General features: G+C 75.8%; 15 protein-coding genes. 1 reads left to right on the top strand and 14 read right to left on the bottom strand.

Translation table 11 applies throughout. From position 1 onward, the window contains the following. Positions 1-14 precede the first annotated feature (14 nt). The 6 genes from DFQ59_RS11450 to DFQ59_RS11425 form a co-directional block, all read right to left on the bottom strand. A complete protein-coding gene (locus DFQ59_RS11450; RefSeq protein ID WP_147275240.1) occupies positions 15-479 on the bottom strand; it encodes a hypothetical protein in 465 nt (154 codons plus the stop codon). Positions 480-577: 98 nt separating this feature from the next. Continuing rightward, positions 578-1,186 carry a Rieske (2Fe-2S) protein gene (locus tag DFQ59_RS11445; protein ID WP_114279844.1) on the bottom strand — a complete coding sequence of 203 codons (609 nt, stop codon included), beginning with the start codon at positions 1,184-1,186 and terminating at the stop codon, positions 578-580. A gap of 318 nt (positions 1,187-1,504) precedes the next feature. Beyond that, positions 1,505-2,119, bottom strand: a complete 615-nt coding sequence (locus DFQ59_RS11440; RefSeq protein ID WP_114279843.1) for an amino acid kinase family protein — start codon at positions 2,117-2,119, stop codon at positions 1,505-1,507. Further along, complete coding sequence (pabB, locus tag DFQ59_RS11435; RefSeq protein WP_114279842.1) at positions 2,106-3,503, bottom strand: aminodeoxychorismate synthase component I; 1,398 nt, start codon at positions 3,501-3,503, stop codon at positions 2,106-2,108. Before pabB ends, DFQ59_RS11440 begins: the two co-directional genes overlap by 14 nt. Then, complete coding sequence (locus DFQ59_RS11430; RefSeq protein ID WP_211314910.1) at positions 3,500-4,546, bottom strand: hydantoinase/oxoprolinase family protein; 1,047 nt, start codon at positions 4,544-4,546, stop codon at positions 3,500-3,502. Before DFQ59_RS11430 ends, pabB begins: the two co-directional genes overlap by 4 nt. Then, positions 4,536-5,585, bottom strand: coding sequence for an ATP-grasp domain-containing protein (locus DFQ59_RS11425; RefSeq protein WP_211314909.1), 1,050 nt, complete (start codon positions 5,583-5,585; stop codon positions 4,536-4,538). Before DFQ59_RS11425 ends, DFQ59_RS11430 begins: the two co-directional genes overlap by 11 nt. On the opposite strand from DFQ59_RS11425, the gene DFQ59_RS11420 reads away from it, so the two are divergent. Further along, entirely contained in the window at positions 5,566-6,270 is a 705-nt protein-coding gene (locus tag DFQ59_RS11420) for a HisA/HisF-related TIM barrel protein (RefSeq protein ID WP_211314908.1), read from the top strand. The two genes, DFQ59_RS11425 and DFQ59_RS11420, sit on opposite strands and share 20 nt — an antisense overlap. On the opposite strand, the gene DFQ59_RS11415 is transcribed toward DFQ59_RS11420, so the two are convergent. The 8 genes from DFQ59_RS11415 to DFQ59_RS11380 are packed head-to-tail and all read right to left on the bottom strand — an operon-like array spanning position 6,263 to position 13,948. Continuing rightward, positions 6,263-7,495, bottom strand: coding sequence for a 6-pyruvoyl trahydropterin synthase family protein (locus DFQ59_RS11415; RefSeq protein WP_114279839.1), 1,233 nt, complete (start codon positions 7,493-7,495; stop codon positions 6,263-6,265). The two genes, DFQ59_RS11420 and DFQ59_RS11415, sit on opposite strands and share 8 nt — an antisense overlap. Before the next feature lie 58 nt (positions 7,496-7,553). Further along, the gene (gene fae / locus DFQ59_RS11410) at positions 7,554-8,066 is read right to left on the bottom strand and encodes a formaldehyde-activating enzyme (protein WP_114279838.1); all 513 of its coding nucleotides are present in this window, start codon (positions 8,064-8,066) and stop codon (positions 7,554-7,556) included. Further along, positions 8,057-8,992, bottom strand: a complete 936-nt coding sequence (locus tag DFQ59_RS11405) for a triphosphoribosyl-dephospho-CoA synthase (protein ID WP_211314907.1) — start codon at positions 8,990-8,992, stop codon at positions 8,057-8,059. Before DFQ59_RS11405 ends, fae begins: the two co-directional genes overlap by 10 nt. Continuing rightward, a complete protein-coding gene (locus tag DFQ59_RS11400) occupies positions 8,989-9,903 on the bottom strand; it encodes an ATP-grasp domain-containing protein (RefSeq protein WP_114279837.1) in 915 nt (304 codons plus the stop codon). The genes DFQ59_RS11405 and DFQ59_RS11400 overlap by 4 nt, the downstream gene beginning before the upstream one ends. After that, positions 9,900-10,892: a methenyltetrahydromethanopterin cyclohydrolase gene (mch, locus tag DFQ59_RS11395; protein WP_114279836.1), complete on the bottom strand. Its 993-nt coding sequence runs from the start codon at positions 10,890-10,892 to the stop codon at positions 9,900-9,902. The genes DFQ59_RS11400 and mch overlap by 4 nt, the downstream gene beginning before the upstream one ends. Continuing rightward, positions 10,889-12,019: an ATP-grasp domain-containing protein gene (locus tag DFQ59_RS11390; RefSeq protein WP_114279835.1), complete on the bottom strand. Its 1,131-nt coding sequence runs from the start codon at positions 12,017-12,019 to the stop codon at positions 10,889-10,891. The genes mch and DFQ59_RS11390 overlap by 4 nt, the downstream gene beginning before the upstream one ends. Continuing rightward, entirely contained in the window at positions 12,003-12,899 is an 897-nt protein-coding gene (locus DFQ59_RS11385) for an NAD(P)-dependent methylenetetrahydromethanopterin dehydrogenase (protein WP_245937262.1), read from the bottom strand. Before DFQ59_RS11385 ends, DFQ59_RS11390 begins: the two co-directional genes overlap by 17 nt. A 17-nt stretch (positions 12,900-12,916) precedes the next feature. Then, positions 12,917-13,948: a beta-ribofuranosylaminobenzene 5'-phosphate synthase family protein gene (locus tag DFQ59_RS11380; protein WP_245937261.1), complete on the bottom strand. Its 1,032-nt coding sequence runs from the start codon at positions 13,946-13,948 to the stop codon at positions 12,917-12,919. Between the last annotated feature and the right edge of the window lie 152 nt (positions 13,949-14,100).

Raw genomic sequence — 14,100 nt, 5'->3', positions numbered from 1 at the left:
GGAGCGCGGGCAACCTACCGTTCCGACTCGGCGCCACTCCCCGGCATTTGCAGTTCCGGCCCCGCCAGCGTGCGGCCGGTCCCCACCACCGCCTTCCCGTGTTCCAGGAGCAGCCAGAGACCGAGCAGCGGCAGCAGGTTCACCCCCAGCAACACCCCTGACAGCTCCAGCTTCAAACCGAGACTCAGCCCATGGGTGAAGGCGTACTGCCAGGTGCCGACACCGGCGATGGGCAGGGCCGCCATGAAATAGTACCCACTCCAGCGCAGGGCTCCCGGCACCTGGATGAGAACGAAGTGCCCGATGATCGCCGCGACGCAGGGGATGACGACGTTGACGAGGCCGAACGCAATCCGGTTGGGAATCTCCGGTTGCTGGACAACCAGCCACACCGCCAGCGCCAGTCCGTAGAGCCCGTTCACCATCAGGTAGCCCCCGACAATCCAGGAGTAGGGGGTGTGCTCCGGTGCTTCCTTCATTACCTCGACCTCCCTGTCCATCGCCCGGCTCCGGCCCTCGAACCGCGATTGCCCGTCTATCCCGCGCATCCGCCTTCCCGGAAGGCCGGGCCGCGTTTTCACTCCCCCATGATCAACAGGCCTGCCCCGGTAATCCGGTAGCGGGGCACGAAAAGATTACGCCCGGAGAGGGAATTCGGGAAGGGCCTGCCGGCGAGATCGTAGCGGATGTCGTGGCAGGGATCGTAGAAACCTCCCGTCCAGCCCTGACCGAGTTCCACCCGCTCTCCGTTCGGCCAACGGTTGTCATCGCCCGGGGGGAAGTAGCTTATGTAGCAGCCGTAGTGCGGTCCCACGCTGAGCATGACGAAGTATTCCGGATCCGGTGAGCGGTGGAGGCTCTGCGCATAGCCGTCCGGCTTGATGCATTCATGGCACCCGAGGGAAGTCATGATTGCATGCGGCGCCCCGCCCTCGGAGCCCGCCTCGGTTGCGGGGCTCCTCCTCAGCCGCTCCAGATCCTGGCCGGTCCGTCTGACGACACGGAACGGATAGCCTCGCCACTGGAACTCCAGGGACCCGTGAGGCGGCAGGTTCCCGACCTCGACCGCGCGGACGACCACCGGCAACCCGGCGGGGTCGGGGGTGCCGCTCCGGTCCGCGCGCTCCCCGGCCCACACCGGCATCACGCACACCAGTGCGATCAAAGAAAAAACAATCAGCCTCATATTTACTGCTGCGTTCCAGGCGCAACGCCAGGTTGACCCACGGGAAACATCCCGCATGACAGCGTCGCAGCGAAAAGTCACCGATGGCCATACCCGCCGGATCGGTCTCCGGCTGGGACTGACCCGCCAATGTGCCTTCAAGCACGGACGAGCAGGGAGCACGGCTTGCGCCGCGGCATAGGATGTGACCACAGCCCGCCGGATGGAGGCTGTCGGAATATCAGGTGGGTATGCCGGTATTGCCACGACGGGTCCTCTCCCTGGCCCTGTCGCCGAACATAAACCCCTTCCGTCGTGGCTGTAAAGGCTGCGCCTCCGTCAGCTCCAGGTGCCCTCCAGCCCCGCGCCCGCATCGCCCGCCAGCACCCGCGGCAGCGCCGCGCGGGCGTCCGGGCCCAGGAGCCGCACCGGCACGCCGGCGGCGCGGGCGTAGCCCTCCAGGCGGGGGTCCACCAGGCCCTCGGCACAGAGCCCGGCCAGGGGGCGGCTGCCGCTCTCCGGCAGGGGCGCCGACTTCACCAGCGCCAGCCCCCGGGCGCCCAGCCTGCCGGCGAGCCAGGCGGCCAGGGCGTCGGAGGTCACCGACCAGTCCCGGGGAATGTCCGGGTCGGCGAGGGCCATGGCCGCCGGCAGCCACACGGCCCTGCGCCCCGCGGCGCGGGCGGCGTGCAGGGTTTCCGGGGTGTCGGCCGGCACCAATTCCGGGGCCAGGGCGCAGAGCATGCGCCCGTACTGCTCCATGGCCAGCAGCGCCAGGTGGTGGGCGTCGGCGTCGCCGAACCCCCAGCGGGCCTGGGCGGCGCGCACGGCGTCGGCGAAGGGGCCGCCGCCGGGCACCACCACCAACGGCGCGGCGGCGGCGGTGATCGCCTCCAGCCAGGCCGGCAGCGCCCCGCCAGCCGCCAGGCTGCCGCCCAGCTTAACGACCCACATCGCGCAGCTCCGCGCCCTCCAGCAGCCGCAGCAGGGCCGCGGCCTTGTGGAAGGTCTCCCGGTACTCGGCCTCGGCCTCCGAGTCGGCGACGATGCCGCCCCCGGCCCAGAAGCTGACCCGGCCGCGCGCCTGCACCAGGGTGCGGATGACGATATTGGTGTCCATGGCGCCGTCGAAGCCGAGGTAGCCGATGGCGCCGCAGTAGATGCCGCGCCGGTGGGTCTCCAGCTCCTCGATGATCTCCATGGCGCGCAGCTTGGGGGCGCCGGTGATGGAGCCGCCGGGAAAGCAGCCCCGCAGCAGCGCCAGCGCGTCCCGGCCCGGGGCCAGGCGGCCGGTGACGGTGCTCACCAGGTGGTGCACGGTGGCGTAGCGCTCCACCTCGAACAGCGCCGGGACCCGGACGCTGCCGAGCGCGCAGTTCCGGCCCAGGTCGTTGCGCAGGAGGTCCACGATCATCAGGTTCTCCGCCCGGTCCTTGGGGCTCGCCGCCAACTCCGCGGCCAGCGCCGCGTCCCCGGCTGCGTCCGCCCCGCGCGGGCGGGTCCCCTTGATGGGCCGGGTCTCCACCGCGCCGTCGCGCACCTCCAGAAAGCGCTCGGGGGAGGCGCTGAGCACCCGGGCGTGGGGGGTGTTCAGGTAGGCGGCGAAGGGGGCCGGGTTGATGCGCCGCAGGCGCCGGTAGGCGCTCCAGGGGTCCCCCGCCACCGGGGCGGAGAAGCGCTGGGCGAAGTTCACCTGGTAGCAGTCGCCGGCGCGGATGTAGCGCTGGATGCGCTCGAAGGCGGCGCGGTAGTCCGCCGGTTCCAGGTTCGAGGCCACCGGCGCCCGCACCCGGAAGGGCGCGCGGGACGGCCCCGGGCGCGGGCGGCCCAGGAGCGCCGCCAGTTCCGGCCAGCGCCGGGCGGTGGCCGGGTCGCGCCCCTGCCCCGCCAGCCAGCTGCGCCGCTCGGCGTGGTCCACCACCAGGGCCCAGTCGTAGAGGCCCACGGCCATCTCCGGCAGCCCCTCGTCGTCCAGGGTCCGGACCGGCAAGCGTTCCAGGCGCCGCGCCAGGTCGTAGCCGAACCAGCCGATGGCGCCGCCGGCGAAGGGCAGCCCGGCGGGCGTCCCGCCGCGCGGGCCGAGCAGCCGGCGCAGCAGGTCGAAGGGATCGTCGGGCAGCAGCGCCACGCCGTCGGGGCCGCGCACCTCGGTGACCCCGCCCCGGGTCACCAGGGTGGCCATGGGATCGGCGGCCAGGATGTCGTAGCGGCCCCCCTCGCAGCCGGGACGGCCGCTGTCCAGGAACACCGACCAGGGACGATCGGCCAGGGCCTCGAACAGCGCGCCGCTGTCCGGGTGGTAGTCCAGCTCCTGGACCCTGCCGCACTGTTCGCTCATGCCGCCTCCAGGGTCGCCAGCACCGCCACCGCCGCGGCCGGGGCGCAGTCGGAGGCCGCCGCGCCCGCGCCGCCCAGCGGCAGCAGGGTCTCGAAATCCACCCACGGCCGCTCCAGCCGCCCGGCCAGGCGCCGCACCAGGAAGCGCCCCGTGCCGGCGCCCACCAGGGGCGCGTCGGGCGCCAGTTCGCCGCGGGAGAGCAGCCGTCCGCAGGCCTGCTCCAGCCGGTCCAGCTGGCGGCCGCGCAGGTAGGCGGCGAGCCCGTCCCAGGCCTCCGCACCGGCATCCTCCCCGTCCAGCCCCACCATCCGCGCCAGCCGCCGGCGGCTGCCGGCGCGGCTCTTGTCGCCGCCGTCGGCGGCCGGATGCTGGTCGGCGCCCTCGGGCAGCTCGCCGGTGAGGCGGTAGACATCGGCGGTGGTGGCGAAGTGCTCGGCCGCCAGCCCCGTCCACTCCCCGCCCACCGGCGCCTCCCGGCACAGGGCCATCACCGGGGTGCGCGCCACCCCGGCGTAGATCAGCTCGCCGCGGGCCTGCCGCTCATGGTCGGTGTAGCCGCGGGCCAGGACCGCTCCCCCGGCGAAGGGCAGCAGGTCCGAGGTGGTGCTGCCCACGTCGACGAGCAGCCCGGCCGGCAGCCGCCGGGCCGCCAGCGCGGCGCTGGCGTGCCAGTTGGCCGAGGCCACCAGGCGGGTGCGCACCACGGCGGCGGCGGGGGCGAGGAAGCCCTCCGGGCCGGCATAGACCCGCAGCGACTCCGTCGGCAGGCGCCCGGCCATCAGCGCCACCAGCCGGCGCACCCCCTCGGCCCGCCCGGGGTAGAGGTCCACCAGCTCGCCGGTCATGGTCAGGGCATGCAGCGCCACCCCCGCCCCCAGGCGCTCCAGCGCCTCGGCGACCGCCGCCTCCAGGTGCGGCTCCCCCCGCCACAGGGGACAGGGCAGCTGCAGGGCGCCCTCCACGCCGCGGGCGTTGCTCCAGCGCACCACCTTCAGGTGCGCCCCGCCCAGGTCCCAGCCCAGCACCGCGGCCTCAGGCGACACAGGGATACTCCAGGTCCACGTCCACCCGCGTGCCGCCGCGGGCGGACCGGGGCAGGGCCCGGCCGGGATCCAGCAGGTCCAGCACCAGCGCCGCCGGGTTCTCCCCCAGCGCCCGGTGCAGCCCGGCGTAGGAGGTGGTCAGGCGCGGGTTCACCTCCAGCACCCGGGGGCCGTGGGGGGTCACCACCAGGTCCACCCCGAAGCAGCCCCACAGGCCCGGCAGCGCCGCCGCCACGGCCTCGGCCAGGGCGGCGTAGACCGGGTCGCCGCCCTCCTCCAGGCCGTTGACCACGCAGCCGAGCAGGGCGAAGCCCTCGTTCACCAGCGCCACCCGCTGCAGGTTGACGCTCAACAGCCGGGCGGCGCCGTCGCGGGCGAGCACGCAGAGGCTGGCGGGCGTGCCGGGCACGAACGGCTGCGCCACCAGCCGCGCCCGTTCGCTCCCGGTGAGCGTCGCCAGCCAGGCCTCCAGCGCCGCGGCGCCGCCCACGATGCGGGTTCCCAGGCAGCCGGCGCCGTCATCGGGCTTCACCACCCAGCAGCCGTCGTGGGCGGGCAATGGCCCTTCCAGCGAATGGGTGGGCACCACCGGCACCCCGCGGGCCGCGAGGCTGCGCACCGTGGCCAGCTTGCTGGCCGCCACGCCGACCGCCTCGGGGCGGCAGCCGAGCAGCAGCCGGCCGGCGGCCTGCACCGCCCGGCCGATGCGCTCCAGGACACCACCGGACTCGGGGGCCACCGGCCACACCGCGTCGGCCTCCCCCACGCAGCGGGCCCAGGCCGCGGGGAAATCGCCGGGCCCGTCCAGGGACACCACCTCCGCCGGCAGGGGCGGGGGACGCTCCAGGCGGGCGTCGCGGGTCACCACCAGCTCCACGCCCGGAACCGCCGCCAGGTCCTCCACCAGGGCGCGCAGCATCAGGTCGCCCTCGTCCACCAGGGAGGGCGGCGGGTATTCAGCCAGCATCCCGCCACCGGTAACATACTCGAACACGAAAATGCGCACGGCCAGCCGTCCCTTGATAATCGTCCCAGTCATCGACCTCATGCACGGCGTGGTGGTCCACGCCCGCCGCGGCGAACGGGCCGCCTACCGGCCCCTGGAGAGCCCCCTGTGCCCCGGCAGCAGCGATCCGCTGGCCGTGGTGGAGGCGCTGCTCCGGCTCCATCCCTTTCCGGCCCTCTACGTGGCCGACCTCGACGCCATCACCGGCGGCGCGGCCCAGCACGGCGTCCTCCGCTCCCTGCGGCGCCGCTTCCCGGCGCTGGCGCTGTGGGTGGACGCGGGCTTCCGCACCCGGGCCCAGCTGGCGCGCTTCCGTGACCGCGGCCCGGGCCGGGCGGTGCTCGGCTCCGAGACCCTGGCCCTGCCCTTCCCGCCCGCCGCGACCGGGGCCGCGATCCTCTCCCTGGACTGGCGCGGCGGCGGCTTCCTCGGCCCCCGGCCCCTCGACCGCGCGCCGGCCCTGTGGCCGCCGGAGGTGATTCTCATGACCCTGGGCCGGGTGGGCGCCGGGCGCGGACCGGACCTTGATCGCCTGCGCCGCTACCGGCGCCTCTCGCCCGCCACCCGCTTCTACGCCGCCGGCGGCGTGCGCGGCCCCGCCGACCTGCGGCGCCTGGCGGCCGCGGGCGCGGCCGGGGCGCTGGTGGCCAGCGCGCTGCACGACGGGCGCATCGGCCCCGCGACCCTGCGCCGCTTCGCGTGCGCGCCCCTCAGCTGAGCGCCTCCCCCACCACCCGCAGCCGCGCGCCCGGCTCCGCCGCCAGCGCCCGCAGCGGCGAGCGGCCCAGGGCCGGATCGCGGAAGTGGCCGAGCAGCGCCGCCTCGCCCTCGGCCTGGAACCGGGCCAGGTCCGGCCCCCGGTAGGTGCACCAGGACTGGGGCGTCTCGTAGAGGGTGAGGGCCCGCAGCCCGGGCAGGTAGTCGATGAGCCGCTCCCAGATGTGGATGCAGAGCAGCTCGGTGCTGGAGCGCCAGGCCAGCGCCCCGTCGGCGTAGTTCAGGGTGTGGTGATCGAACCGCTCCACCACCTGCCGCGTCACCACCCGCTTCAGGTAGCCGTAGTCCACCACGCAGCCGGTGACCGGGTCCACGCGGCCGTGGATCTCCACGTGCAGGCGGTAGCGGCCGCCGTGCAGGTTGGAGCACTTGGCCGGGTGATCGGTGATGAAGTGGGCGGCGTCGAACACCAGCTCCTTGGCCACGGCGAGCTCCGGGGTGGCGTCGGTGAACCGCTCCCAGGCGCCGGGCATCTCCCGCAGGCGCGACTCCAGCAGCCCCAGCAGGCGCTCGCCGTCGGCGCGGGCGCGGGTGCGCAGCAGCACGCCCCCGGGGTGATCGGCGGCATCCAGCCGCACCAGCGCCACGCCGTGGGCGCGCTGCAGGGTCTCGGCCACCGACTCGCCGTCGCGGGCGTCGGGGAAGGGCAGGAACAGGTAGCCCGCCTGCGGCTCGGCGGCATGGGCCAGGTAGACCGCCAGGCTGTCGCGGAAACCCGGCGGCGGCACCGGCGAGAGTTGCACGGCCCGGGGCCGGCGCAGGTTCGCGGCCGGGGCCTTGAGCCGGTTGCGGGCCATCACCCGGTGCCCCTCGTAGTGGTACTCCTGGCGGAAACGGAAGCCGAAATCCCGCAGCCAGGCGAGATCCCAGAACAGCAGGTCGAGGCGCCGCACCTCGCCCGGAATCACGGCGAAGGCGCCCTCGGTGCGTAACAGGCCGGCCCAGCGCAGGCCCTGCAGCACCGCCCGGGCATGCTCCCGGGGCGGGGCCACGGGGCCGGTCCAGGCCGCCGGATCGTCCTCCGCCCCCACCTGGTCCGGGGCCAGCAGCAGCTCCAGCGGCCGGTGGTGGCGCAGGGCGTACTCCTGCAGGGTCAGCCCGCAGCAGCCGAGCAGGTGTTCGCTGTCGAGCCGCTCCAGCCGGGCATGGCATTCAAGGCATTGCATGTGACGTCTCCCGCCGGGCCCGGGGCGGCGGACGCCGCCCCGGGGTTTACCCGGACCCTCAGCCGTGGGCCGCGAAGGGGTGCTGCTCGACGCTCTTGCGGGCCACCACGTCGGCCGCCTTCGGCTCCCCGGCGACGGCGCGCTGGATGGAGAGCTTGGTGGCCTCGTAGTTGTAGTCCTGGATCTTGTTGTCGTCCTCGGCCAGCCAGTGGATGAACACGCCCACGCTGATGAACAGGTCGTCGGCCTCGTCCATGGGGATGGTGCCGTCCTCGACGCAGTCGGCCACGGCCATGGCCACGCCGCGCTGGGCCGGGCCGAACATCTGCACCGCCTGCTTGGCGCCCTTCATGGTGACCTTGTTGAACATCATGGTGTTGGGCTTGCAGGGCAGGTTCGGCGCCACCACCGCCAGCAGGCTGGTGAAGCCGTCCTTGTTGTTGACCAGACCGTTGCAGAAGGCCGTCTCGGCGGCCGAGCCGCGCGGGCCGATGATGAGGTCGATGTGGGCCACCTCGTTGCCGTCGCCCACCAGGGCCTCGCCCACCATCGTGCGGTTGATCACTGCCATTGTCTTGCTCCTCTTTCGTTCAGGGGTCGTGGTACTGCCGGTGCCGGGACCTCCCCGGGTTCCCGGCCAGGGATCGGGATCGGTTGCCGGCGGCCCGACGTGAGCCGCTCCGCCAGCAGGGTCGCCACGGTCAGATCGGCCGTGGTGCCCGGGTTGATCCCGCGTTTCTTCAGGGTTCGATCCAGCGCCAGCAGGCGGGCGCGCCGCGCCGCGGGCCGGGTGCTCGCCGCCAGCGCCCGGGCGTGGGGGGCCATCCGCCGGCGCAGCCGCTCGGCCGCCGCCGCGCCATGACGGCGCGCCACGTGGCTGTCGGGGTAGCGGCCGAGCAGGTCCAGGTAGAGGGCGCTGGCCGCCCAGGCCCGGTCGCCCCAGCGCGCCAGGTGGCGGCGCAGGCGCGGCAGGGCGTAGCCGAACAGGTCGGCGAAGCCGGTGGCGTACTGGCGGGCGATGCGGTCGCGGGCGGCGGCGGCGGCCATGGCCGTCACCAGCCCGGTGCGCGCCGGCCCGTGCACGTCATGGCGCGGGCTGCGGCCGAGGCCGCCCGGCGCCGCCTGGCGGATGGCGCGGTAGACCGCCTCGCACTCGGCCACCCCGCAGCGCGCCAGCGCCGCCTGCAGGCGCCGGCGCAGCTGCTCCGGCCCCTCCGCCGGCCCCGCCTCCAGCAGCGGCGCGCAGAGCAGGAGGATGCCGAGGTTGGTGTTGCACCCCACCGCCGCGCGGGTGGCCGCCACCGCCGCCTCGATGCGCCCCCCGAGCCCGGCGCCGGCGCGGGTGAGCGCCGCGGCGCTCACCCGCGCGCTGAGCAGAAAGTCCCGCGGCGCCATGCCGTGGCCGGGGGCGTGCCAGCCCACGTTGCCCGGCTTCAGGGCGGCCAGGTCCAGCCGGCACGCCTCGAGGTAGGCCGCCCGCAGGCGCCGGGCGCTCACGGCAGCGCCTCCAGCGCCGCCGGCGCGCCGGCGCAGCGGCGCAGGCAGTGGTCCGCCAGCGCCGCTGCGATATCCAGGCTGCAGACCGACTGCAGCCCTTTCCAGGCCGGCACGCTGTTCACCTCCAGCACCCAGGCCCGGCCGTCGGCGTCGCGGATGATGTCCACCCCGGCGTAGTCCATCTCCAGCGCGGCCACCGCCCCCTCGGCCAGGGAGCGCAGGGTGTCGTCCAGCAGCGCCGCCTCGCAGCGCCCGCCGCGGGCCACGTTGCTCACCCAGCCCTCGCCCTCGCGGCGCATGGCGGCCACCGCGCGGCCGCCGATGACGAACACCCGCCAGTCGTGGCAGCGCCCGGCGACGGGGACGAACCGCTGCAGGTACCAGACGCCCCGGCACGCCGCGGCCGGGGGCAGCTGATCCGGCTCCGTCACCCGCACCACGCCCTCGCCCTGGGAGCCGAACAGGGGCTTGCACACCAGTTCGCCGCCCCGCGCCCGCGCCTCCAGCACCCGCCGGCGCGCCTCCCCGGCCCCGGTCACCACCGCCGCCGGGGGGGTCGCGATCCCGGCCCGGTGCAGCAGCAGGCTGGTCATGCCCTTGTCCACCGTGCGCTCGATGGCGCGGGCGTCGTTCACCACCGGCACGCCGAGCTCGCGCAGGCCGTGCAGGATATCGAGATAAAACACCACCTCCTCCAGGCTGCCGCCCGGCACCCCGCGCACGAACACCCCGTCGGGCAGCCGCCCGCCGAAGCCCGGCAGCCACACCCCGGGCGCGCCCGGCCCGGTCTCCAGGCGGCACTCGCGCAGGGAGACCAGGCGCACCGCGCAGCCGCGGGCGGCGAACGCCGCCCGCAGCCGGGCCCCGTGCCAGCCCGGGTCGTCGGTGACGATGGCGATGCGCAGGCTCATGCCCCGCCCCCGAAGCTCGCCGCCAGCAGCTCCGGCGCCAGGGCGCCGCCGCGGTGGGTGCGGCCGCTGGCGAGCACGCTCACCAGCACCTGCGCGGGGCTGAACAGCAGCGGATCGATGCGGAAGAAGTCGTGGTCGTAGTCGCGGAACACCTCGGCGAAGGGGCGGCCGTAGTCCCGCGAGGCGCTGCTCGGCAGGCGTTCGGCCAGCTCGCCCGCGGCCTCCTCGTCGCCGTCCACGTAGAGCTGCACCCGGCCGCCGAACAGGATGGCGTCGTTGGTGCGGCCCATGGCGGTCAAAAAATCCGGGGCGGGCGGCGGAAGCGGGGCCGCCCCCGCCCCGTCAACGACCGCGGGGAGCGGGAAACCGAGTTCATGGGCCTTGTGCAGGGCCACTTCCAGCACCCGCGCCACCACCTGCACGGTGCCGGCCAGGCTGCGGGTGGGGGTGAGGATCAGGGTGAGCCCCCCGGGGGCGACGCCGCAGTCGCGGGCGATGCGCGCCACCAGCTCCGGCGGCGGCTCGCGGTCGGTCTCCAGCACCAGGCAGGTGCGCTCCGCGGCATCCGCGTAGCCGAGCTCGGCGAACAGGGGCTCCTTGCGGGCCAGCGCCCGCCCGGGGCCGGAGCCGAGGGCGTGGAAGGCGCCGCGGCCCTCGCCATGGGCCAGGCTCCAGCCGGCATACTGGCTCGCCAGGCAGGCAAGCACCGGCTGGGCGGTATGCACGTGCACGCCCAGGGGCCAGTCGCCGGCGCCGTCGGACAGCAGGCTGACCCGGCCGAGCCCGCCAAGGCAGATCTCGGCGATGCGGCGGCCCGCCTCGAGTCCGCCCGGCACGCGGATGCCCGCGTCCACCAGGGTGGCGCCGTCCGCCAGGCGGCGCACGCCCAGGCGCAGGGCCGCGGCGTCCGCCACCAGGGACTCCACCAGCGGCGCGCTCAGGGCGTTGACGCTGGGCGCCGGCTGCGACTGCAGGGGCTGAACGCTCATGCCGCCCTCCTGCACCCGGCGTGCCCCAGCAGGCGCCGCAGCCGCGCGACCCGCCGGGCGCCCTGGTGCCGCGCGGCGCCCGCGGTGGGCGCCTCGGCCAGCACGCTGCACACCGGCTCGCCGGCGGCGACGGCGCTCCCCGGCCGCGGCAGGTCCGCGCACCATTCCGGCCAGTGGAAATCCGGGGGGATCCGCGTCTCCACGGCGGCGTAGAGCACCCGCTGCGCCCGCGCCGGGCCCGGCGGCGTACGCCCCGCCACCGGCAGCCGACCGCCGCAGGCGCCCACGTGCGCCCGCAGCAGCCCGCCCGGCCAGTCGGCGTCGTAGAGGGCGAAGCTGGCACCCGGGCGCGGGTTGAGCTCCAGCAGCCGCACCCGGGCGCCGGCGACGATGAAATCGATGCCGTTCAGCCCCACCAGGCCCAGCGCCCGGACCAGGCGCCGGGCGTGGCGCAGGGCCGCCCCGCGCAGGTGGGCCGGCGGGGCGGCGCGCCCGCAGGCGCCGGCGTAGGCATAGGGATGGCCGTGGTCGATGCGGCAGGCGTCGAGCCGGTTCCAGCCCACCACCTGCAGCCGCTCGCCGTCGGCCAGGAACAGCAGGGAGTGGACCGGACCGTTGAGCCGGCGCTGCCAGTAGCGCCCCGCGGGACAGCCGGCCTGCACCCGGGCCGGGCCCACGCCCATCCCGCCGCAGCCGCCCGCGTCCTTGCACAGCCAGCCGTCGAGGCGCCGCGGCGGCCGGAAGCGCACCTCCGGGTGGGGGATGCGCAGCAGCGCGAAGAGTTCGAACAGCGCCCGGGGCTCGCCCAACCGCTCCAGCACCTCCGGCGCGTTGCCGTACAGCCGCCGCCCCGCGGCCAGCGCCCGCAGCGACTCCGCCGCCCCCTCGAAGCCGGCGCCGTAGACCAGCGCCGCGGCCGGGTCCAGCGCCCGGCCGAGGCGGGCCAGCGCCACGGCCCCGGCCGTCTCCGGCCACAGGGCGAAGCCGTCCGCGGCGGCGCGGGTGTCCAGGTCGCCGAAACGATCCAGCACCCGCACCGCGAAGCCGCCGCGACGGGCGGACTGGGCCAGGGCGCGGGCGCTGGTGGCCGCCAGCAGCAGCGGCGCGTTGTCAGTCGCACAGCCCACGGGCCACCTCCAGCGCCTGCCCGAAGTGGAGGTCCACCGCCTCCCCGCCACGCAGGCGCTGCAGCAGCGCCTGCTGGGTGCGGTACTTGATGTTGCCCACCGCCAGGGCGCCGAGGCCGGCGGCCCCGCGCGGGGTGCCCGCCAGCGGCTCGCCGTCGGCGCCGGCCGCCACCCCGGCGATGCCCGCCGGCGGCACCGCGTTCACGTCACAGGCCACCTCCAGCCGTCCGGCGCCGGCGAGCAGCCCGGAGTCGAGCACCTGCACGCCCGCGCGGGCGGCGCTGAAGACCACCTCGGCATCCGCCAGCAGCGCCGCGATGGCGTCCGCGCCGCTCCCGTCGCCGCCCTGCAGCCGCACCCCGTAGCGCTCGCAGCGTGCCGCCGCGGCCTGCGCCGGACCCGCGCCCTCGTGGCTCACCAGGCGCACGTGCGCCCCCGCCCCGGCCGCCAGGATCCCGACGCTGGTGCCCACCGGGCCGGTGCCGCCGAACACCCGCACCTCCCGTCCCGCCAGGCCGTCCAGGCCGCGCTGCCGCAGCGCCCGCTCGGCGCAGGCCACCATGGCCGCGGCGGTGGTGAAGGCGCCGCTGGGATCGGCCAGCACGGCCACAGTGAACGGCGGCACCATGGCGGCCCGGGCCCGCTCCAGCATCTCCATGGCCAGGTGCACGTCCCGGCCGCCCAGGAACAGGCCCGTGCGCGCCACCCCCTTGGGGCCGCGGGAGAAGATGGCGTCCTGCACCAGCCCGGGCACCTCCTCCAGGGCGACCCCGGTATAGGGAATGCAGTGATTCCAGCCGGCGTCGAGGGCCATGTTCACGTCGAACGGGCTCGGGTTCTTCGCCGGGGTCAGCAGGTGCAGCAGGTACGGCTTCTCCATCGGGGTGGCAGCTCCTCTCAGGTCACGCGGCGCAGCCGCTCCGGCCGCGCCCCCACATCGATGCGGCCGCCGTGGTTGCGGGCCGCCACCAGCCGGCAGCGCAGCGGGCCGAGCTCGCCGAAGCGCCGGCGCAGCCCCGCCACCAGCCGCGAACCGGTATCGGCGTCGGGCACCAGCACGAAGCCGGTGGGTCCCCACGAGCTCTGGCCCACGCCGTACAGCCCCCGGGCCTCGCACCAGGCCAGCGCCGCGGCCACCGCCGGGCTGGTGAAGCGCCCGCCCTGGGCCGGGGCGAAGTGATCGCCCACCGTGCGCTGCAGCTCGCCCACCCCGCGGGCGAAGGGCTCGAAATCGGCTTCCGCCAGCGCCGGCAGGATTCCCAGCAGCACCAGGCGGCCGAGATGGGCGGCCCGCTCCGCCGGGAACTCGGGCAGCGCGCGGAACGCCGCCGCCTCGGCCGGCCCGTGCAGACCGCCGCCGCGCGCGTCCAGCAGCAGCACCACCCGCCATGCCTCCGGGAACGGGTGGCGGGCGATGACCGGCGGCAGCCCGTCACCGGCGCCGCGCCCGCCGTCCACCAGGAAGCCGCCCTGGTCGAAGGCGCCGATGCCGATGCCGGAGCGGGCGCCGCGCTCGGCGATCCGGGCCACGCCACGGGTGCCGAGGCCGAGCCCGAACAGCCGGTCCACCGCGCATCCCACCGCCAGGCCGAGCTGGGTGCCCGACCCGAGCCCCTGGTGGGCGGGCACGGTGGACTCCACCCGCACCCGCACCGCGCCGGCATGGCCGGCGGCCTCCAGCACCCGCCGGGCATAGGCCAGGGCGCGCCCGGCCTCTGGCCCCTCGGCGCCGTCCCGCGCCGCCGGCGCCACCCGGACCCGGGTGGCGTAGCCGTCGATGGTCAGGCCGAGGCTGCCGAAGCGGCGCCCCAGCCCGCCGTTGAGGTCCACGAAGCCGAGGTGCAGCCGGGTGGGGGTCTCCACCCGGACGCCGCCGGCCATCTCTGTATGCGCTCCGCTGTCCATGCCGCCCACCATCGCAACGACCATGCCAACCGCCGCAAGCCCGGGATTCACCACGCCGCCCCGGCCCCGTGCGGCGCACCGCTGCCACCGGGCTGGGGCACACTGTCACGGTCCCTGCGCACACGGGACACCGCCACCGTCCCGGTCCGGCCCCCATCCGCCCGGTTCCATGGCCC

This window comes from Thioalbus denitrificans, assembly GCF_003337735.1.
Lineage (GTDB): Bacteria > Pseudomonadota > Gammaproteobacteria > DSM-26407 > DSM-26407 > Thioalbus > Thioalbus denitrificans.
Note: the sequence above shows the minus strand (reverse complement) of the source record. Positions and strands in the feature narration are given on the sequence as shown.

Bases quoted from the DNA above. Each gene is read 5' to 3' on its own strand.
- DFQ59_RS11415 (WP_114279839.1), bottom strand. From the start codon at position 7,495: ATGCAATGCCTTGAATGCCATGCCCGGCTGGAGCGGCTCGACAGCGAA.
- DFQ59_RS11450 (WP_147275240.1), bottom strand. From the start codon at position 479: ATGAAGGAAGCACCGGAGCACACCCCCTACTCCTGGATTGTCGGGGGC.
- pabB (WP_114279842.1), bottom strand. From the start codon at position 3,503: ATGAGCGAACAGTGCGGCAGGGTCCAGGAGCTGGACTACCACCCGGAC.
- DFQ59_RS11425 (WP_211314909.1), bottom strand. From the start codon at position 5,585: ATGACTGGGACGATTATCAAGGGACGGCTGGCCGTGCGCATTTTCGTG.
- DFQ59_RS11445 (WP_114279844.1), bottom strand. From the start codon at position 1,186: ATGAGGCTGATTGTTTTTTCTTTGATCGCACTGGTGTGCGTGATGCCG.
- DFQ59_RS11440 (WP_114279843.1), bottom strand. From the start codon at position 2,119: ATGTGGGTCGTTAAGCTGGGCGGCAGCCTGGCGGCTGGCGGGGCGCTG.
- mch (WP_114279836.1), bottom strand. From the start codon at position 10,892: ATGAGCGTTCAGCCCCTGCAGTCGCAGCCGGCGCCCAGCGTCAACGCC.
- DFQ59_RS11385 (WP_245937262.1), bottom strand. From the start codon at position 12,899: ATGGAGAAGCCGTACCTGCTGCACCTGCTGACCCCGGCGAAGAACCCG.
- fae (WP_114279838.1), bottom strand. From the start codon at position 8,066: ATGGCAGTGATCAACCGCACGATGGTGGGCGAGGCCCTGGTGGGCGAC.
- DFQ59_RS11380 (WP_245937261.1), bottom strand. From the start codon at position 13,948: ATGGTCGTTGCGATGGTGGGCGGCATGGACAGCGGAGCGCATACAGAG.
- DFQ59_RS11400 (WP_114279837.1), bottom strand. From the start codon at position 9,903: ATGAGCCTGCGCATCGCCATCGTCACCGACGACCCGGGCTGGCACGGG.